21 protein-coding genes are annotated in these 20,098 nt (G+C 57.3%); 15 read left to right on the top strand and 6 right to left on the bottom strand.

Annotated features, from left to right (window positions below):
- The 5 genes from AC1DU9_RS26115 to AC1DU9_RS26095 form a co-directional block, all read left to right on the top strand.
- The coding region (locus AC1DU9_RS26115) for a c-type cytochrome (protein ID WP_477811010.1) at nt 1-522 on the top strand (522 nt) is incomplete at its 5' end.
- 49 nt (nt 523-571) lie between these two features.
- Entirely contained in the window at nt 572-2,347 is a 1,776-nt protein-coding gene (gene ctaD, locus AC1DU9_RS26110) for a cytochrome c oxidase subunit I (RefSeq protein WP_223460807.1), read from the top strand.
- A complete protein-coding gene (locus AC1DU9_RS26105; protein WP_223460678.1) occupies nt 2,344-3,036 on the top strand; it encodes a cytochrome c oxidase subunit 3 in 693 nt (230 codons plus the stop codon). The genes ctaD and AC1DU9_RS26105 overlap by 4 nt, the downstream gene beginning before the upstream one ends.
- A 6-nt stretch (nt 3,037-3,042) precedes the next feature.
- Entirely contained in the window at nt 3,043-3,768 is a 726-nt protein-coding gene (locus AC1DU9_RS26100; RefSeq protein ID WP_223460676.1) for a heme-copper oxidase subunit III family protein, read from the top strand.
- A 12-nt stretch (nt 3,769-3,780) separates the two neighbouring features.
- On the top strand, nt 3,781-4,098 hold the full coding sequence (locus AC1DU9_RS26095; RefSeq protein WP_223460674.1) for a cytochrome C oxidase subunit IV family protein: 318 nt from the start codon (nt 3,781-3,783) through the stop codon (nt 4,096-4,098).
- Nucleotides 4,099-4,130: 32 nt separating this feature from the next.
- On the opposite strand, the gene AC1DU9_RS26090 is transcribed toward AC1DU9_RS26095, so the two are convergent.
- From AC1DU9_RS26090 to AC1DU9_RS26080, 3 genes are all read right to left on the bottom strand, one after another.
- Nucleotides 4,131-4,691, bottom strand: coding sequence for a magnesium transporter (locus tag AC1DU9_RS26090; protein WP_477811009.1), 561 nt, complete (start codon nt 4,689-4,691; stop codon nt 4,131-4,133).
- A gap of 147 nt (nt 4,692-4,838) precedes the next feature.
- A complete protein-coding gene (locus tag AC1DU9_RS26085; RefSeq protein WP_223460670.1) occupies nt 4,839-5,129 on the bottom strand; it encodes a hypothetical protein in 291 nt (96 codons plus the stop codon).
- Between the two features lie 181 nt (nt 5,130-5,310).
- A complete protein-coding gene (locus AC1DU9_RS26080) occupies nt 5,311-6,132 on the bottom strand; it encodes a helix-turn-helix transcriptional regulator (RefSeq protein WP_223460805.1) in 822 nt (273 codons plus the stop codon).
- A 96-nt stretch (nt 6,133-6,228) separates the two neighbouring features.
- On the opposite strand from AC1DU9_RS26080, the gene AC1DU9_RS26075 reads away from it, so the two are divergent.
- Entirely contained in the window at nt 6,229-7,185 is a 957-nt protein-coding gene (locus AC1DU9_RS26075) for a threonine dehydratase (protein ID WP_477811008.1), read from the top strand.
- A 124-nt stretch (nt 7,186-7,309) separates the two neighbouring features.
- Entirely contained in the window at nt 7,310-8,005 is a 696-nt protein-coding gene (locus AC1DU9_RS26070; RefSeq protein WP_317851120.1) for a tRNA (adenine(22)-N(1))-methyltransferase, read from the top strand.
- Nucleotides 8,006-8,035: 30 nt separating this feature from the next.
- Here the strand turns inward: AC1DU9_RS26070 and AC1DU9_RS26065 are convergent, their stop codons facing one another.
- Nucleotides 8,036-9,025, bottom strand: coding sequence for a GlxA family transcriptional regulator (locus AC1DU9_RS26065; RefSeq protein WP_223460664.1), 990 nt, complete (start codon nt 9,023-9,025; stop codon nt 8,036-8,038).
- A gap of 194 nt (nt 9,026-9,219) precedes the next feature.
- Here AC1DU9_RS26065 and AC1DU9_RS26060 point away from each other — a divergent pair, with 194 nt between their 5' ends.
- From AC1DU9_RS26060 to AC1DU9_RS26030, 7 genes are all read left to right on the top strand, one after another.
- Nucleotides 9,220-10,011, top strand: a complete 792-nt coding sequence (locus AC1DU9_RS26060) for a cysteine hydrolase family protein (RefSeq protein ID WP_477811007.1) — start codon at nt 9,220-9,222, stop codon at nt 10,009-10,011.
- A 234-nt stretch (nt 10,012-10,245) separates the two neighbouring features.
- The gene (locus AC1DU9_RS26055; protein ID WP_477811011.1) at nt 10,246-11,082 is read left to right on the top strand and encodes an alpha/beta fold hydrolase; all 837 of its coding nucleotides are present in this window, start codon (nt 10,246-10,248) and stop codon (nt 11,080-11,082) included.
- Nucleotides 11,083-11,814: 732 nt separating this feature from the next.
- Nucleotides 11,815-12,462, top strand: a complete 648-nt coding sequence (locus AC1DU9_RS26050; protein ID WP_223460801.1) for a hypothetical protein — start codon at nt 11,815-11,817, stop codon at nt 12,460-12,462.
- Nucleotides 12,463-12,818: 356 nt separating this feature from the next.
- Complete coding sequence (locus tag AC1DU9_RS26045) at nt 12,819-13,322, top strand: hypothetical protein (RefSeq protein ID WP_477811006.1); 504 nt, start codon at nt 12,819-12,821, stop codon at nt 13,320-13,322.
- Nucleotides 13,323-13,775: 453 nt separating this feature from the next.
- Nucleotides 13,776-14,216: an Ohr family peroxiredoxin gene (locus AC1DU9_RS26040; protein WP_223460658.1), complete on the top strand. Its 441-nt coding sequence runs from the start codon at nt 13,776-13,778 to the stop codon at nt 14,214-14,216.
- A 126-nt stretch (nt 14,217-14,342) separates the two neighbouring features.
- Nucleotides 14,343-14,801, top strand: coding sequence for a MarR family winged helix-turn-helix transcriptional regulator (locus tag AC1DU9_RS26035; protein WP_108215731.1), 459 nt, complete (start codon nt 14,343-14,345; stop codon nt 14,799-14,801).
- A 334-nt stretch (nt 14,802-15,135) separates the two neighbouring features.
- Nucleotides 15,136-16,587, top strand: coding sequence for a multiheme c-type cytochrome (locus tag AC1DU9_RS26030; RefSeq protein WP_223460656.1), 1,452 nt, complete (start codon nt 15,136-15,138; stop codon nt 16,585-16,587).
- A 138-nt stretch (nt 16,588-16,725) separates the two neighbouring features.
- Here the strand turns inward: AC1DU9_RS26030 and AC1DU9_RS26025 are convergent, their stop codons facing one another.
- Nucleotides 16,726-17,004, bottom strand: coding sequence for a DUF2790 domain-containing protein (locus AC1DU9_RS26025; protein WP_223460653.1), 279 nt, complete (start codon nt 17,002-17,004; stop codon nt 16,726-16,728).
- Nucleotides 17,005-17,718: 714 nt separating this feature from the next.
- Between AC1DU9_RS26025 and AC1DU9_RS26020 the strand changes: the two genes are divergently transcribed.
- Nucleotides 17,719-18,423 carry a response regulator gene (locus AC1DU9_RS26020; protein WP_223460639.1) on the top strand — a complete coding sequence of 235 codons (705 nt, stop codon included), beginning with the start codon at nt 17,719-17,721 and terminating at the stop codon, nt 18,421-18,423.
- Here the strand turns inward: AC1DU9_RS26020 and AC1DU9_RS26015 are convergent.
- Nucleotides 18,413-19,900, bottom strand: coding sequence for a sensor histidine kinase (locus AC1DU9_RS26015; RefSeq protein WP_223460799.1), 1,488 nt, complete (start codon nt 19,898-19,900; stop codon nt 18,413-18,415). The two genes, AC1DU9_RS26020 and AC1DU9_RS26015, sit on opposite strands and share 11 nt — an antisense overlap.
- Nucleotides 19,901-20,098 lie beyond the last annotated feature (198 nt).

The following is a 20,098-nucleotide window of genomic DNA, read 5'->3' as shown; positions in this document are numbered from 1 at the left end:
GTGCAGGTCGACGAGGCCTACCTGAAAGAGTCGATTCTCGATCCAAAGGCCCGCCTGGTACAGGGCTACCCGCCAGTGATGGTGGCCTATACTCTCAATGACGATGAACTGGGTGCTGTCATCGCACTGATCAAATCACTGAGTGCTGCGGGGCAAGGCGCTGAACCTTCGACTGGCGAAGCGTCGAGCCCGGGTGAAGACCTGGTGGCGCAGGGGCAGCGACTGGCCGGGTCGCTCGGCTGTCTGGCCTGCCACAGTGTCGATGGCAACAAGGGCGTCGGTCCCAGCTGGCAGGGCCTGTATGGCAAGACCGAAACCCTTGCCGACGATACGAGCGTGAAGGTCGATGAGGGCTATCTCAAAGATTCGGTTCTTCATCCCAATGCCAAAATCGTCAAGGGCTATGCAGCCGTGATGCCGGCCCTGGCGCCGAGTGACAAGGAGCTGGATGCACTGATCGCTTTTATCAAATCCAAAGCGAATACTGATGCTGATGCGAGCAAGGCGCAGCCAGGGAAGTAGCCGTAAAGCAGCCAGAAATACACTGAAACTTCGGCAGGAGGATGACGTGATGGCCTATGCGGAGCAAGCCGAGACAGAAGCATTGCACGAGCCCAAGAGTTTCCTGACCAAATACATCTGGAGTCAGGACCACAAGGTCATAGCCATTCAATATTCCTTGACGGCTTTGTTCGTGGGGCTTATCGCTTTGGTGTTGTCCGACTTGATGCGCCTGCAGATAGGTTTCCCCGGCAGTTTGGCGTTCATGGACGCCAGTACTTATTATCAGGCGATGACCATGCACGGCATGATCATGGTCATTTACTTGCTGACGGCCTTGTTTCTGGGGGGCTTCGGCAACTATCTGATCCCACTGATGGTGGGTTCCCGCGACATGGTCTTCCCTTATGTCAACATGCTGAGTTACTGGACCTACCTGCTGGCGGTACTGGTGTTGCTCGCCGGTTTCTTTGTGCCTGGCGGCCCCACGGGGTCAGGCTGGACGCTCTATCCGCCGCAGTCCATTACTCAGGGGACACCGGGAGTGGAGTGGGGCATCGTACTGATGCTCGTCTCACTGGCGATTTTTATTGTCGCAACCACCATGGGCGGCTTGAACTACGTCACCACGGTATTGCAGGCGCGCACGCATGGCATGACATTGTTTCGCATGCCGCTCTCGGTATGGGGAATCTTCATGGCCTCGATCATGGCCTTGCTGGCCTTCCCGGCGTTGTTTGTCAGCGCGATCATGATGCTGTTCGACAAGCTATTGGGTACCAGCTTCTTTATGCCGGCGATGGTCTCGCTGGGGCAGCAGCTCGGTCATCAGGGTGGCAGCCCGATATTGTTCCAGCACCTGTTCTGGTTCTTCGGCCACCCGGAGGTCTACATCGTTGCTCTCCCTGCATTTGGCCTGGTCTCCGACTTGATCAGCACCCATGCGCGTAAAAATATCTTCGGCTACCGAATGATGGTGTGGGCCATTATCGCGATTGGCGTACTCAGTTTTGTGGTCTGGGCACACCATATGTATGTCAGCGGAATGAACCCGTACTTTGGCTTTTTTTTCGCCGTCACCACTTTGATCATCGCGGTGCCGACCGCGCTGAAAGTCTATAACTGGATATTGACCCTGTGGCGCGGCGACATCCATCTGACCGTGCCGATGCTGTTTGCCCTGGCCTTTATCGTCACCTTCCTGGTCGGCGGTCTGACCGGGTTGTTTCTGGGCAATGTGATCGTGGATATACCGCTCTCGGACACTTATTTCGTCGTGGCCCACTTTCATATGGTCATGGGGGTCGCACCGGTACTGGTGGTATTCGGCGGCATTTATCACTGGTTTCCGAAAGTGACCGGGCGCATGACGAACGATACCCTGGGCAAGCTGCATTTCTGGATTACCTTTGTGGGCACCTACGCCATCTTCTTCCCCATGCACTACCTGGGTTTCCAGGGCATGCCACGCCGCTACTACGCCTATGAAAACTACGCGTTCATCCCGCAGTCCGCGCAAGAGTTGAATGTTTTCATTACGGTGGTCGCATTGACTGTCGGGGTTTCCCAATTGCTGTTCCTGTTCAACCTGGCCTGGAGTGTGTTCAAAGGCAAGCCCGCAGGCAGTAATCCCTGGGGCGCGGCCAGCCTGGAATGGCAAACGCCGGACACTCCGCCGAAACACGGTAACTGGGGAGAGAAATTGCCGGTCGTGCATCGCTGGGCCTATGACTACAGCGTGCCGGGGATAGAACAGGATTTTGTGCCGCAAACGGTTTCCGCCGAGGAGCTGGAGCACATGCGGCAACTCAGTGCCGGAACTAAAATCGCGGACGCCAAGACATGAACAGGCTGCTATTGAGAAACGCCGGCGGCGCTGATCCCGGCGGCAGTTGGAGTCACGACCCTGGGGGTATTCAGGCCGCCGAGGGGGCCGATCGAAGCCAAACCGCAAGAGTAGGCCTGCGCCTGTTTCTGGTGGTGGTGAGTTCGTTATTCTTCCTCTTCCTGATCGCCTTTGTCGCCCGTTCACAAATGGCCGACTGGGAACCCCTGACAGAGCCTTTGGCGCCGTTAGGCAATCTCCGGCCGCTCTGGCTGAACTCGGCTTTTCTGGTACTCAGTTGCATCGCACTGCAGTGGTCGCGCATGGCCGCCCGACAGGCTCGACCGGGCGCAACCATGATTGGTTTTGCATTGGGGGGCGTCTTTGCCATTGCCTTTCTGGCGGGGCAACTCTGGGTCTGGCAGCAGTTTGTCGCCTGGGGCTACTTTGTCGCCAGCAATCCGGCCAACAGTTTCTTCTATCTGTTGACCGGCCTGCATGGGCTCCACCTGCTGGGCGGGCTGATCGCCTGGTGCTGGATCCTCGCCAAATTTCTGCGTCATGTGCCATTGGCGCAACTTGGCGCCAGCGTCGAGCTCTGCGCCATCTATTGGCATTACTTGCTGGGCCTTTGGTTCGTGCTTTTCGCGCTGCTGGCCAGCACGCCGCAAACCTATGAAGCCATCGCCAGATTCTGCGGCCTGAGGTGAAAAGCCATGGCATTGCACCCACTAGCCCAAACCCAAGCCCAAACCGAGCCCCGTTCATCCAATCCACCAGGTTCGCCACCTGCACCGGGATGGCAGGGCATTGCCAGCGACTGGTCCTCGGATAGGGAGGCCTTCAAGCAGGTCCCCTGGGGCAAGGCGATGATGTGGATATTCCTGCTCAGCGACACTTTTATATTCACCTGTTTTCTGACCGGCTACATGTCGGTACGTATGGCTATTACCACCGCCTGGCCGAACCCCAGTGAAGTGTTCGCATTGACGATCGGCGGAAGAGAGATCCCGCTTATTCTGATCGCCATCATGACCTTTGTGCTGATCAGCAGCAGCGGCACCATGGCCATGGCCGTCAATTTCGCCTATCGCCGTGATCGCGTGAAAACCACGGCCCTGATGCTGGCGACCGCTGCCTTGGGGGTGACCTTCGTCAGCATGCAAGCTTTTGAATGGAGCAAGCTCATCGCAGAAGGGGTGCGTCCCTGGGGGAACCCCATGGGGGCGGCGCAATTTGGTGCAAGCTTTTTCATGATTACCGGTTTCCACGGACTGCATGTGTCAATCGGCGCCATCTACCTCAGCATTGTGGCGCGCAAAGTATTGCGGGGAGATTATGAGCGCTCCGGAAACTATCAGAACGTCGAGATAGCCGGGCTTTACTGGCACTTCGTGGATTTGGTGTGGGTGTTTATTTTTGCATTCTTCTATTTATGGTAGAGGAACACGGTGATGGCACAGGCTCAGAGTCAGCAACATCCAATCAGTTTGTACCTTAAAATTTGGGGGCTGTTATTCGTCCTCAGCACGATGTCGTACCTTGTCGACTATTTCCACTTCCATGGCTACCTTCGGTGGTTCCTGATTATCACTTTCATGTTGTTGAAGGCAGGTTTAATTGTCTCCATCTTCATGCATATGGCCTGGGAGCGGCTGGCCCTGGTCTATGCCATATTGGTGCCGCCTTTGTGTTTACTGGTGCTGGTCGGACTGATGGCCACCGAAGCAGACTATGTCTTCCTCAGTCGGGTCATTTTCTTCGGCCAATAAGCCGCTTTCGGATGGCCATCAGTTTCCAGACGCTAACCCGATATCACTCGCTTGAACTGATGCCATTTGTGCTGCCAGGCCACTGTCCAGTGGGGAGCTGCCGCTCCCGTGCCGGCGATCTTCAGATTTGGATGATGATCGATTACCTGGTCCAGGATCGATTCCTGATCCGGTTCAACATCCACGAAGAAAATATGTTTGCCCTCTTTTACCACCTGCTTGAAATTGCGGAAGTGAGTGTTCGGCACCTGGAACCCAAAAAAACCGCCTTCCCAGATGCAGAAGCCCAAAATAACAATGGCCAGGAAGACAAAAGGCATCCAGCCTGCGGCGGATTCGGTCCAGCCCATCCAATAGGCGCCACCCAGGACCAKTACTGCGAGGGGCAGACCGACCACAGCACCAATCTCACCGGAATGAACAGCATCTTGTTCCATTAACGAGTTGACCTCGTGGAGGTGATGTTCTTCGACATCAGCAACTTTTTCACTGAGTACATGAATCTGTTCAGAATTGATGCCGCTGGCTTCCAACTCATTTTCAACTGTTTCGAGATCGTTGAGATTGTCACTGATGTAATAGTGCCGATTCATGCCACACCTCCAAACCCAAGTTTGCCGTAGACCTCCTTTGTCCGGCAGCCGTTAACAACCGAGATTTGCAGTCAGTAGCTGTGCCGTGGGGAACGTTGCACACTTCTTGCAATCTGAAAAAAAGTATAGCACTCGCCAGCACGCCCCCTAGTTGATCTGCACTATGACCGGTCCTTCGGTTACGATCGGCGGGTTGGCGCGGATACTCGAGGTGTTTTTCTGAATCCAGTCACGCGCCACTTTCAGGCTCGCATCACAGCCGGCCTTGTCTGTGCAAACAGTGATCGCCGTACCACCGTCACCCGTATTGAGCAATGTGTAGCTGACGAGGCCAGGCACTGTCCGCAAGGTCGCTTCGATGTCGTCTTTGCGCTCTTCCAGACGCTCGAAAAGCTGCTTCGCTCCCGTACCCAGGTAGGTTCTTATCACCGCGTACATAGTCGTCTCCTTTGGGAGTACCGTCTTGATGCCCATCCAGATCCGTTGATGGCCGCAATCACACAAGTTTCAGCTCGCCCTGATTCATTAAGCTTAGCCAAACGCCGGCGACAACCGAAATGCAACGACCACCGGCCCATCGCAAACATCAAAAAACGCGGAGCCAACTGAAAACCCGGCGCTAACTGAACCTTGAACATTGACGCAACTGCGCCGGGCTCACGCCAAGGCGTTGCTTGAAGGTGGTCGCCATGTGTGCCTGGGAGTTGAAACCGCAGGCGTAGGCGATCTGCGTCAGCGTGGCAGTCGAATCGCGCATCAGGGCTCGGGCCCTGGCGAGGCGTCGGTCGATCAGGTAGCCGTGCGGGCTTTTGCCTGTGACGTTTTTGAAGGACCGCATGAAATAGCCTTCGGACAATCCAAGCACGCCCGCCATCGCCGATACGCTCAACGGACCATCGAGGCCCGCATCAATGAACTCATCGAGCAAGCGCATCCGGTTGCCCGTTATCGAGCCAGGGGGCGCTGCCGACACTGCTTCGCTACCCGTCGCCCGCTCAGACAATGCCAGTGCCCAGGCCTCCCAATCGTCCTCCACGCAAGCGTGCAACAGCGCGATGCGCATTCGCCATGCGAGGGCAGTGGCCTGCCGGTCGATGCGATTGTTGAAGGCACGATCCCCGACCAGCACAACACCGTCGGTGCGCATCACCCGCAGGTATTCACCGCCCGTGGGTGATTCGGACAACACGTCACACCCGGCGGGAACGAACGCCAGGCCGTTGGGCATGGCATCGAAGGGTTGTACCCGGTCACTGCCGATAGCGTGCAGGCCTCTCTGGCTGTCGAAGGCAAAGCCAATTCCCGCCTGGGTCGCCACATATCGGGTCGCGTACGCGCTTGCGGGGAGCAATTCAATCGACCACGCACCGGCCTCGATACGGCGGACCGGTTCGGACAGAAGTGGTGGCGTCATGCGGTTTCGATAGCTCATGAACACCATAGTAGTGAAGAGGGGGGACAAAAGTCAGGTCAGTTTTTTGAAAGCCGGCGTACTGCGTCCGTGTCCAGACTGGGCAACATCTCAGGGGGATAACTCATGCACAGACTGACTCGCGACGATATCGAACAGGCAGCACGCAACGTTTACCAGGTCATGCCGGCCACCGCCCAGTACCCATGGCCGTTGCTGGCTCGGCGGTTGGGTTGCACGGTGTGGGTCAAGCACGAAAATCACACGCCTACCGGTGCTTTCAAAGTGCGCGGCGGTATCACCTTCATGCATTGGCTCAAACGCGAGCACCCAGGCGCGAAGGGCATTGTCAGCGCTACCCGCGGCAACCATGGCCAGAGCCTGGCGCTGGCGGCTGGCGCTCTGGGTTTGCGGGCGTTGATCGTCGTGCCGCAAGGTAACTCGGTAGAAAAGAACAACGCCATGCGCGGCTTTGGCGCTGAAGTGGTCGAGTATGGCCGCGATTTCGATGATGCCCGTGAAGAGGCTGCACGCCTTGCGCACGTGCATGACCTGTTCCTGGTTCCGCCGTTTCACACCGAGCTGGTCAAAGGCGTCGCCACTTATGCGCTGGAGCTGTTCAACGCAGCGCCAGACCTGGATACCGTATATGTACCGATTGGCTGTGGATCGGGGATTTGCGGGGTGATCGCCGCCCGCGATGCGCTAGGCCTGAACACCCRGGTGGTGGGCGTGGTTTCCACGGAGGCGGCCGCCGCACAGTTGTCGTTTGACACCGGAGTCCTATGCGAAACCGCCTCGGCAACCACCTTTGCCGACGGTCTGGCCGTACGCAAGCCGGTGCCTGAGGCCTTTGCCGTCTACGCGCAGGGTGCGGCGCGGATCGTATCGGTCAGCGATGACCAGATCGCCGAGGCCATGCGCGTGTATTACACCGATACCCATAACCTCGCTGAGGGGGCCGGTGCGGCGGCGTTGGCAGCGCTGATTTCGGAACGTGAAGCCATGTCGGGAAGAAGGGTGGGTGTGATTCTGTCCGGTGGCAACGTCGACAGATCGGTGTATGCGCAAGTGATTGCATAAAGGCGCAATGACCTTGGTTACATAAACTTGGCCACATAAATTTGAAATGCACGGCGTTGCTCGACACAATCGCGCCCCGATCCGGCCAAAGGCGCCGGACGTTCGTGGTGAAAAGGGGCCGCAGGTGAACGAACAGACATTGTCCATGCGCCTGGAGCGCGTGGCGGCGCATGTGCCAGCCGGCGCGCGCCTGGCCGATATCGGCTCGGATCACGGCTACCTGCCGGTGGCGTTGATGCGCCGTGGCGCCATCGCGGCGGCGGTGGCCGGCGAGGTGGCGTTGACGCCGTTCCGCGCGGCCGAACGCACCGTGCGCGAGAATGGCCTGGACCCGCAGATCACCGTGCGTCTGGCCAACGGCCTGGCGGCAATCGAGCCGGGAGACGGGATCACGGCGATCAGCATCTGCGGTATGGGCGGCGAAACGATCCGCGACATTCTCGACAGCGGCAAGGCGTACCTGAGCGGTCAGGAGCGCCTGATCCTGCAACCCAACGGCGGCGAACAGCCACTGCGCCAATGGCTGATGGACAATGGCTACCGCATCCTCTGCGAGGAAGTGCTGCGGGAAAATCGTTTCGACTACGAAATCATCATCGCCGAGCACGCCGGGCCGGTGATGTACACCGCCGAGGAGCTGTACTTCGGCCCATTGCAGATGCAGGCCCGCAGTCCGGCGTTCCTGCTCAAATGGCAGCGCAAGCTGCGCCAGAAGCAGAAGACCCTGACCCACTTTGCCCGGGTACAACAGGCCGTGCCCGAAGAAAAGGTGCAGGACATCGCGCGTCAGGCCCGGTGGATCACCGAGTTGCTGGCTTGAGCCCGATCCGGGGTTCGTACGCGCCTTCGCTTACTCCGGCGATGGGTCCAGCTTTTTTCCGGAGCCATTGCCTTTGGCCTGACGGGCGCTGCGACGCAGTTCTTGTGGCGTGCGCCCCACGACTCGCACGAAGCTGCGAAGCATGTGATCGGCATCGCCGAACCCGAAGCACCTGGCGATCTCTTCGAAAGTCTGGTGCCCGTCCTCAACCAATGGCCGCGCAGACTCGATACGCAGACGCTCGATAGCTTTCGCCGGCGTCACCCCCACCGATGCCGCGAAGACGCGGCCAAACTGKCGCACGCTCATATGTGCAACGTCTGCCAGGCGTTCAACCGACAGATCATCACGAAGATGATCGCGCACATGGCTCAGCACCGTGCGGATCCGATCCGAGCCAGGGTCGAAATCCAGCAGCGAAGAGAACTGATACTGACCACCGGGTCGCCGATAGTAGACCACCAGCATGCGCGCGACGGAGCGTGACACTTCCTTGCCCAAGTCCTGCTCGATCATCGCCAGGGCCATGTCGATGCCAGCCGACATGCCAGCGGACGTCCAGACATTGCCGTCTTCGGTCCAGATACGATCTCCGTCCACCCGCAGTGACGGATAGCGTGCCTGCAATTGTGGCGCGTAGTTCCAGTGCGTGGTCGCGACACGACCGTCGAGCAGGCCGCTCTCGGCCAGCAGGAAGGCGCCGGTGCAGACGCTGGCAGTGCGGCGAGCACGCGGGGACATCTGCCGTATCGCCGCTGCCATCGGCATCATCCGGTCATCGATCGGAGCGGTGGGGGCGCCGACGATGATCAGCGTGTCGAGATGGTCGACAACCTCCAGGGCTTGCGTCGCGACTTGCAGTCCGCTCGAAGCGCTGATCAATCCGCCTTCAAGCGAAGCGACTGTGAATCGATAGCCCGAAGCGGGGGCACGATTGGCGTTGGAGAAGGCTTCGAGCGGGCCGCTCAGATCCAGCAATACGAAGCCCGGGTAGACCAGGAAACATATGTGACGCTGCATGCACGGAACATCCAAAGACTGATTGGGGTGCCATAGTACGCACTTGTTGAATGGAAGGTCACGGGGGGCATCGAGCCACCCGCCTCATGCAAGGGGACCGGGCTTGTCGGCCGAAATCCAGGGATAAATGTCCATTTCGTGCCGTCTTCTCGCCGTACCGTAAATGCACCACCCCCACATTGCGGACGTGCAAAATGACCTTCAATCGAATTCATCCCGGCAGACTCCTCTCCTGCGCCACCTTGCTGGGGGCGATCCTGATGGCGCCCGGCATCGGCTTTGCCGCCGAGAACCCCTACGCCGATCCGGTCAAACCCGCGCTCCCGGCCTCCACCTTTCAATGGGATTCCAGTCGAACCGCGCTGGTCGTGATCGACCCGCAGATCGACTTCATGAGTCCGGAGGGTGCTGGATGGTCAATCTTCGGCCAGAGCGTTACCGAGCAGAACCTGGTGCCGAATCTGACCCGGCTGTTCACGGCGTTCAAGCAAGCTGGAGCGACCGTCGCCATCTCGCCGCACTACTACTACCCCCATGATCATCAGTGGGAGTTTGAAGCGCCAGCGGAGACCGTTCAGCACAAGCTGGGCATGTTCGACCGCAAGGGCGCCTTGACGCTGGATGGATTTCGCAATTCGGGTGCCGACTTCATGAAGGAATTCAAACCCTTCATCGAAGACGGCAAGACCCTCGTCGCCTCACCGCACAAGTTATATGGCCCGCAAAGCAACGATCTGATGCTGCAGTTGCGCAAGCAGCGGGTCGACAAAATCATCCTGGCTGGCATGGCGTCCAACCTGTGTGTCGAATCGCATCTACGCGAGTTTCTGGAGCGCGGTTTCGAGGTGGTTGTCGTACGTGACGCTGTCGCCGGCCCGAAGCTGCCTGACGGCGATGGATACGGTAGCGCGCTGGTCAACTTCCGCTACATCGCCAACGGCCTGATGACGACCGATGAGGTCGTGAAAAAGCTGGRAGGGCGCTGACCTTGGGCATGACCCATTTCCTGACCAGACAGGGGAGTCCTTACGGCTCCCGTGTCACTGACTGACGCGGAGTCACCCATGAGCGATAGCGAAAATTCAAGGCTTGTCAGCCCGGACCGACGGGATTTCCTGGTGCTCGGCCTGAGTGCCACGGCCCTCGTTGCCTTGTCCTCGGCACCCGGTCTTGCACTCTCGTCCGTCAACTCTCCTTACACCAACAGCGGAACCATGACCGTGAGCAAAGTGACCACCCAAGATGGCGTTGAAATCTTCTACAAGGACTGGGGCCCGAAGAGCGCCCAGCCCATCGTGTTCCACCATGGGTGGCCGCTGAGCGGTGACGATTGGGACAGCCAGGCGCTGTTCTTCGTTGGCCAGGGCTATCGCGTCATTGCACACGATCGCCGCGGCCACGGCCGCTCGTCTCAGGTGAGCGGTGGCCACGACATGGACCACTACGCGGCGGATGTCGCCGCGTTGGTACAGCAACTGAACCTGCGCAACGCCGTGCATATCGGCCACTCGACCGGCGGCGGGGAGGCAACGCGCTATGTCGCCAGGCATGGTCAGTTGCACAAGCGCGTGGCCAAACTGATCCTGATTGGTGCGGTACCGCCGGTCATGGTCAAGAGCCCGGCAAACCCGGGCGGTCTTCCAATCGAGGTGTTCGATGACATGCGCAGGCAACTGGCGGCCAACCGGTCTCAGTTTTATCTGGATGYTGCCAGTGGCCCGTTCTACGGCTTCAACCGCCCGGGTGTCGCTGTTTCACCGGGCATGATCCAGAACTGGTGGCGGCAAGGCATGGCTGGCGCGGCAAATGCCCACTATGAGTGCATCAAGGCCTTCTCTGAAACAGACTTCTCGGATGACCTGCGGGCGATCACCATACCCACTTTGGTCATGCACGGTGATGACGACCAGATCGTTCCTATTGCCGACTCTGCGCTGCTGTCGAGCAAGTTGCTGAAAAACGGATCCCTGAAGGTGTACGAGAAGTACCCGCACGGGATGTGCACGACACACGCCGATGTGGTCAATCAGGATCTGCTGAAGTTCATTCGCGGCTGATCCGGCCCATCCATGGCTCTGCTGGTCGCAGGGCCATGGATGGGCTCTTGGGTCGGCCTCATTATTCTTCTTCCCTGAGTGCATTGATCCGCTCTGATTTTTCCCCAGCTATCAGCGCGGCATGATCTTTCGCATTTTGATTGGCATCGGCGATGGAGAACTAGCCGACAGCCTGGTCGAAAGAGTCCAGCGGGCCCATTTTCGAAAATTTGCGCAGGCCTTCGCGGTAAGCAGTTTTCGCCATTGGTCGGGTCTGGCGACGAAAGTTCAGTGAAATAGCGGTATTTTTTTCGACGTACGAAAAGAAACGATTCAGCGGCGTAGCACCGCGGGTTTCAGCCAAAGAGACAGGGATCCCCAGGTGCTGGAAACAGTACCGTTTGTCGATGCTTTTGCTCAAAAATTGAACGATCGGGATATGGTGGGCTCTGATTTCCCAGCAGGCGGATCCTATAGGGTCCCGCTGTACTCACTAGAAAAATGGACGTATACCTCATCTGCATTGAATGGAATGCACATGGGGATTTTTTTTACCTGAGACCTGGAGTGATAGTATGCCGTCATCACTGACTCGCTGGGCGAGTCGCTCCCTCTTGTAATACCTAATTATTAAGTTGCTTTAATCATTGCGAACTTGATCTTGCAGGTGCGAATAAATAATTCGCATGCCTGGGGCATGGTGCAATTTGCACTGCCGCTATAAGTGGAGATGTAATCTTGGATATTAATACAATGATCGGCCTGATCAGCCAGAAAGAATCCATGGAGTTTTTGCGTTTAGGTGTTGTTTACGTTCACCTGTTGGCTTGTTGCGTAGCTATTGGCCTGGTGTTTGCCAGCGATGCCGCAATGGTCAAGGACTTATGGAAAGGTCGTGTGTCGTCGGGGCACGATAATGAACATATGGCCAGTCTTCAGAAGTCTGTTTCCAATGCGTTGATATTCTTGTGGATCACCGGAGCTGCGATTATAGGTATTGATTACCTTGATAAAGGCATGAACTATTTTGCCAATCCGAAACTTCAAGCCAAAGTCATTATTGTATTGTTGCTGACATTCAATGGCATGTTGTTGCACCGTTATGTATTGCCGGCAATGCTGAAGGTCGGATCGCTGCTTGATCTCAAGGTCAGTGTACGAATGTTTGCCCTGTTCTCTGGCGCACTGTCGGGCGTGTCCTGGCTGTATGCCGCCATGCTCGGTGTCGGTCGACCTCTGGCCTGGAAATACTCGCTCACCGAGTTGCTGATGGCCTATCCGGTGTTGATCGTACTCGGCTTTGCGATGATGGTGGCGCTGACTCAGTGGGCGCGCAATCGCCACGAGGCAACGCCGACTCAAGAGACTTGGCTGTTCGCGGGTATTCCTGCGCTGCGCTGAGCTGACGAAAATCCAGGTAAAGACGGGTAAAACCGTTTGACCCTTTGAAACATCAGCGCCCCTGCGGAGGGACTTATACCCTAAAGGTACATGGTTCTGAGAGCGGGGCCCAAAGGTCTGGCAGATGTCGGCTTTCGAGCATCATATCCTTTCGATGTAGAAATACATCGCAAGACATCGCTATTCCTGAGCGCCGACGGCAACGTCGGCGTTTTTTTTTGGGGGTTCTTCACGCAATCCCGGGAAACACAGAAACAAGAACGCCGTTTGGCTAGATGTCTGTTTCAGCGCCAAGGCCCGGCCGGGGTCCATGGCCGACTATAATTTAGTGCAGGGGGACCGTCGGAGGTGGCGCTATGCGTATCTTCAAGCAACTCCTGCTCTTGGTCGCGGGGCTTCTGGCAAGCAACCTCTCCCTGGAGGCAATCAGCGGTGGCGGCCTCGGTCAAAATCCTCACCCGGCCGTTCCGGTTAGTGGGCAGCTACAGCAATGCGGGCAATTCCACCATTTCCACAGTGGCTCGTTTCATATGGGGAACCGGCATTTCGCGCCAATGCACAGCCGGCATTTCGTACCAATGCACAGCGGGCATTTCGTACCAATGCGCAGCCGGCATTTTGTACCAATGCACAGCGGGCATTTTGTACCAATGCACAGCGGGCATTTCGTACCAATGCACAGCCGACATTTCGTACCAATGGATAACCGGCATTTCGTACCGATCCACCGGATAAACAGCTTCGAGGTGATCAGAGGGCCCGGGTTCAGCGATCGGCGCTTCGGTTCCAGGCACGTTCACTTCGTGCGTCAGTTCGATCCGCGGACGGGGCAGTTTGTGATTCAGGAATTTGTCTGGTGAAGCATGCCGCTCCAGAGAACCGGGCAACAACAACTCACACCATCCGTTCCTGGCGCAATACCTCACCCCGGGGTCCCCATAGGGCCGGACGGTGAGAAGCCGATCATTCTTTCGGCAAGGGGGAGGGTAGCGGGGTTGACCTTGTGTCTACCGCTCATCGCCAAGGCATAAAATAAACTTTGACATCATTGGGGCATTGGTTGAATATTCATATATCGCATGCGATCTAATCGAGTGCGAACACAGCCAACAGCAACCCTTGCCGTTTGGAGATTCAGCCATGAACACCGCAAGCAGCCGCAAAATGTTTATCTCTACCGCTCAAGCCTCCCATGGCCAAAACGGCAACAACTGGATCATTGCACACGCCAATTGCTGAACGCTGTCTTTTTAAATGCTAAATACACCGTATACGATAAGATCGCATGCATATTAAATACTGAGGAAATCCCCATGAGCAAGATCGAAAAAGTACTGGCTACCGGCAAAACCCACACCACTCGCAGCGCTGTTGGCGGTCACAAAGGCAATCTCGATATCGAACTGTCGTCACCGGGTTCCGCCCAACCGGCCCATGTTTTTGCCGCCGTCCAGCCGCACCCGAAAGCCGAGCAGCTGTTTGCCGGGGCATGGTCTGCCTGCTACACCGCGGCAGTGGGGCTGGTGGCCCAGGAACGCAATATCGTGTTGCCGGCGGATATGGCCGTCGACATCGAAGTGGACCTGGGCCAGACCGGCGCGGCTTACTTCCTCCAGGCACGACTGACTTTGCGCGTGCCGGGGCTGGATCATGGGGTGGCGACCGAGTTGGCCCACAACGCCGATGCAATCTGCCCGTACTCCAAGGCAACACGCGGCAACATCGATGTCGACATCAATGTCCTGACGGCATAACCCACTGAAGGCCGGCTCACCAGGGATTTTCCCGGTGAGCCGGCCTTCAGTGTTTATACGCACTTCCGACACCATCGCGTACGACGTATAGTTTCAGTCTTGCAAGACTGACCCATGAGAACGTCCATGAAAAACACCGACAAAACATCCGCCCTGGATCTCAAACTCTCCGATTTCCTGTGTTTTGCGGTCTATTCAGCCAACCTGGCCTTCGGCAAGGCCTACAAGCCGATGCTTGAACGGCTCGGCCTGACCTATACGCAATACATCACCCTGGTTGCGCTGTGGGAGGAAGACAACCAGACCGTTGGCAGCCTCGGCGAAAAGCTGTTTCTCGAATCCAATACCCTCACGCCGATCCTCAAGAAGCTGGAAGCGATGGGGTATTTGCTGCGCCAGCGCGACCCGGAAGACGAACGCCAGGTGCGGATCAGTCTGACCAAAGAGGGACGAAAACTGCGCGAAGGCCTCACCGAAGACGGCTTCCCGCAAACCGGTCTTGACCCCGACGACTTCGTGCAAATGCAGAAGGCCATTGTGAAGTTACGGGGCAATCTCATCCGCTCGACGAAAGACCGGGAGTAAGTCGTAGCGAGTCAAGTGAGTGGCCCCCGATTTCGGAGTGAGCTGCCCCACAAACGGGGCGCCATTCCCCAGCAGTATTCGCGTCTCCTCCAGCACGGTATTTCAACCTCTGGCCAATGTTTACGGGGCTCGCACGCGTTTTACACAACGCTGGCAAAGTAATTGCTGAGTGAGAGCTTGTCCCGTTCTTGAAAGTTGCAGAGTCGGGAACCTGTGGAGCTGTCAGTACCCCATTGAGTGATCGCATGTAACCATCGGTTTACATCGCGAAATACCCCGCCTGCTCAATTGAAGTGCTGCTGTCCTCCTCTGCAACCGTCCAGGGGAAATGCTTATGAGCCACTCCAGATATACGCGTGCGCAAGTAGCGCTGCGCGGGTTGTGTTTTCTGGCTTGCCTGCTGACGGTAACGCTGATGGCGGCAGACGAACCTCAGGTTAATGACAATCAAAGTAATGAGAAGTGGCTGGAGCCGGCACGTTCCAGGCTCATGCACGTGACTGGCGCGATGCCGTTCTTTCCGCATCGGGCCAATACCCCCGGCAACCTGGTTTTGAATGTAAATGACTTCGACAATGCCCAGGTCTGTGGCGCTTGTCATACGGAGATTTACAAACAGTGGCGCTCCTCGATGATGTCCCAGGCCTGGGATGAACCCATCTATCGGGCCTTGCTCCAGCGTGCGAGTTCGGCCACCGAGGGGAAGGTCGATAACTTCTGCACCGGCTGCCATACCCCGATCGGTCTCACGACCGGGCAGATCAATTCGCAAGTCAACCGCTCTTCAATTGAAGACAGCGCGAAAAATCATCCGATGCCCGGGGTCGATTGCGAGACCTGCCACAACATCAGTGCCCGCACGGGCCTCGATAACGGTGCCTATGTTCTGAGCCCTCGAGCGCACGGTAAACCGACCAAGTTCGGCCCGCGTAAAGACGCCGTTTCGCCTTATCACGACACCGTGTATTCCGCTCTGCACACGCGCTCGGACTTTTGCGGCACCTGCCACAACGTCACGCACCCGTTCAGCAGTGTGGCGGTCGAGCGTACCTATGACGAATGGCAGGAGAGCGCCTACAGCCTTAACGGCGTAACCTGCCAGAGCTGCCATATGCCGGGTTTTGCGGGCAAGGCCGCGATCATGGGGCCAGACCGCGAGGAGGTCGCCTCGCATTGGTTCAGCGGAGCCAACGCGATGATGCTCAAGCATCTCGGTCAGGAAGTGGGCGCGCAACGCGCGCGCGACATGCTCGCGCGGGCGGGGGAAATAACCTTCCAGCAACTGCCGGCCGCCATCATTCCCGGGCAATACAACTCGGTAGCCGTCAAAGTTTCCAACGTCGGCGCCGGGCACAAGCTGCCGACCGGTTTTCCGGAGGGACGGGAGATCTGGATCGACTTCCGGGTGCTGGATGCCAGTGGTCGCGAGGTCTATCGACTGGGTGCGATCAAGGACGGCAAGACCGAGGACAACACGCGAAACTTCAAAGTGCACATCGGCGACGAGGACGGCAATCCGTTGGACGTCGAGGTCTGGAATGCCACACAGATTCTCTCGGACAACCGCATTCTGCCCAAGGGCTACGATATCGGGGAGTTCTCCTTCCTGGTACCGGCCGACGCCGTCGGGCCGCTGACCCTGACTGCTGCACTGAACTACTGGCCATTCTCCCAGAAGCTGGCCGATTACCTGCTCGGCAAGGACAAGGTGCAGGTGGAAATCACCCAGATGGCCAAAGTCACGCAGAGCGTACCCTTGTCACCGATCACTGCGTCCCGACCCTAGGGGGGCGCGTTGAAGCGCTTTCAGGTTTGCTCCCGGAACACCCGCGCCACGGCGGTGGAGGAGTTGCTGTGACTGGAGCGACTCGGGGTTCCGGCCTGCGCCGCGCAGGCACGGCCCAGAACCCTATCGGTGAGCGGATCAGGCAATTCTGGTGGGGTCGGCGGGGCTTGCACCCCATTCGAGGAAGCGGATCTTGTGAATCTCGCCTTCGCTGTCTTCGTAGACCAGGGTCACCGGTACCACGCCGGTCTTGTCGGATGTATCAGTGCGCTGCAATACCCGTTTCACATCGATGTCCATTCCGTAGTGGTATTCGACGGCCGAGACATGCGCGCCGGGTTCTTGCAGGCTGTTCTGGTCGAAGACACTGGGTGCGAGACTGGAAATCACGGCACTGACAATTGTGGCGATGCTCATAAGGCTGTACCTCTACTGAAGTTCGCTTGACAAGGACTTAATGTGACACGCGATGAAAGTGAAGTTCATCGCACCGCGACGAACGTGCCTGCCTGAAAAGCCTGTAGTGGCTGCAATCTCCCGGCAATTCCCCGCGCTTGACGCCTCTCGACCGTTCGTCCTTTAAACCCCCGTATTTGCTGGGCAAAGTCCGTTTCTGAAGGAGGTCATGACATGTCATCACGGATTTTTCGCGAGGTGGTTGTGACGATACATGAACCGAAAAGCTCGCTCCCACAGTGGCTTTGCGGTGAGCGCGTCATTTGCGTACACCTGCGATCAATTGTGGGAGCGAGCTTGCTCGCGATGGCGGCGTGTCAGGCGGCATGGATGTTGGCTGCGATGGCCTCATCGCGAGAACGCCTGCTATCGAGCACGGGGGCTGTATGTACCCAAGCGCAGGAGAGCGACTGTTGGTCGGATGAAAGATGGGGCCGGGTTTTATGGCGCCGGCTGTTTATTGACGTTTTTAATGGCGTTTTAAAACAATGGGTTGGCGTCTGAAAATCAGAGTCTTGTCATAGTGAATGCTTGTTGACGATCGAATTGAGTCCGACCTAAGTCTGATTTCCGAACACCAGGAGCCCGGGACATGCGACTGGCGACCGGCGGCGTCCCCGGTTCCCTGCTATTAATCAATGAGTGTTCGAGTGCTGATCGTTTCGGGAGCGCGTCATGAATCCAACCATTCGCATCGGCATTGCCGACGATCATCCGATGTTGCGTGAGGGAGTTGCCAATACGTTGAGAAAACGGGCGGATCTTCAGGTCGTGGAGCAGGGCGCCAATGCGCAAGATGCCATGGATATTGCCCGCAAGATCCGTCCGGATGTGATGTTGATGGACGTCAATATGCCGGGCGATGTGTTCGCCGCGGTGCGGTTCATTTCCACTCAACTGTCGAATGTGAAGGTACTGATGCTGACGGTTTCGGAAGCCGAAGATGACGCCTTTTTGGCACTGGAGGCCGGCGCGCGCGGGTATGTGTTGAAAGGAGTCAGCGGACCGGAACTGGTCCTGGCTATCAGATCGGTTGCCAGGGGGGAGACGTATATCACCCCCGAGTTCGCCAACAAACTGCTGAGTAACGACAAGAAGCCCGAAGCGCAAATTCACACGATTGATCTGACCCATCGCGAGGAGGAGGTCATTCGTGAAGTTTCAAAGGGGCTGACCAATAGGGAGGTTGCGACAAAGCTGATGATCAGCGAAAAAACCGTCAAGCACCACATGGGCTGCGTGATGCAGAAACTGCACGCCCGAAATCGTGTCGAAGCGGTCACGGCTCTACGGCATTACAGGGAGCGCGAAGCTGTCGGGCGACTTCACAACGGCGCAGCAAAAACACCAATGGATGCCGGAACACTCCCTAGAGTTTGAACTGTGCATTGACCGACGTACCAGAGACGCAAGAGTCGATGCTGAACAACCCACCCAGAGATTCAATGCGATAACGCAAACCGGCGAGCCCCAATCGGGTTCTGCCGGATGCCCCTTGCAGCATGGCGTCCGCCGCCATGCCTGGACCACTGTCCCTGACGCTGATGTTCAATACTTCATCAATGTATTGCGCCTGGATGACCTGACCCTCGCCGTTGGCATGCAGGTAAGCGTTGTTGAGGGCTTCTTGCACAAAACGGTACAAACAGAGTTTGAGCGGTAGTGGCGCGGCCTCCGGTAGCAGTCCCAGGGTTAATGTGACCTTGGTGCCAGTGCGTTGCTCGTGCCGTTGCGCCACCAGTTGCAACTCTTCCACCAGGCTCAATTCATTGATTTCCGGAAGTGCCAGGCCTCGCGATAAATCGCGGACCTCACGCAGTGCGTCGGTGGCGGCGCCACGAATGGTTTCCAGCGACTCCTGATCGACAGCGGAACAGTTTTCGGCCAGGTCGTCGAGCCGGATCAGAATCAAGGTCAATAACTGCGCCGGCCCATCGTGCAGGTCTGCACCAATGCGCCTCAAGGTGAGTTCGTTGACATGGGAAAACTCCTGGGTAGCCGTCGCCATCTTGCTCTGGAGTTCGGCATTGCTGATGTGCAGACGGGTTTGCTCCTGCAGCCGTAAGCGCAGTGCCACTTGTTGTCGCTGGATGATCTTGTCACCGCGTCGCACGATGAAAAAAAGCAGCGTCAGCATTGCCAGGGTCGCGGCGCCAACGACCACCCATACCTGCTCTCGGACGCGATTGATCTCGCGCTTCAGACTATCGGCCTTTTCATAAAATTCACCCACCGCGATGACTTTCCTGGTGCTTGAATCCCGCAGGGGCGCGTAGATCTCATAGAGCGGCACGTTGAGGTTGCGCTCGAACTCGTTCTCATCCTCGTTCAGCCCTTCAAGGTCGGTGACCACTTTGCCCTTGAGTGCCTCGGTGATCTCATCCAAAGGGAATGTGTGGTTGGTGATGGCTTTATTCGTGCTGTAGACCACCGTGCCATCCGCCCGCCAGATCTTGATCGAGACAATATGATGTTTGAGCGAACGACTTTCCGTGAGGTGGTCCAGGGACTGGACACTTGCATCCGAGAGTTTGTTGTCCCGGCTCATCTCCTGCACATAGGGCTCCAGAAACGTATCCATGTACTGAGCGCCTGCTTCTGCTGCGCTATGTACCGCGGCACTTTCTATGCGTGCGCTCACCAGTTTGCCGACGAAGAACATGGTCAGTCCCAGGATCACCGCAGCGGCAATGACAAACTGGGTCGAGCGACTCAGATTGCGCGCCTTGACCCTGATCCGTGTGCGCCAGATTCCATTGCGAGCGGCATCGCAAACAAGGGCTGGCTCGACCAGAGCCTCAGTCTCCTGTGCGATAAAAGTCGCGTGTTCCGATTCGGCTTTTGCATCTTTTGCCATCGACCTGGTTCCCTGATCATCGTGATAAGTCGGTTGGAAACCCTGCAACTCAACGGATATCTGGAGATTGGCTGTGGACGCCACGCCCATGACTGACAGTAGTTCACTGTATAGCGATCCGACAGCTTCACCGATGGATTACACACCACGGATGATCAGCAAGAGCATCGTCAGTGCTGCTTGATGGCGGCGCCCGTG

This window comes from Pseudomonas sp. P4_C1 (genome assembly GCF_056402155.1).
Note: the sequence above shows the minus strand (reverse complement) of the source record. Positions and strands in the feature narration are given on the sequence as shown.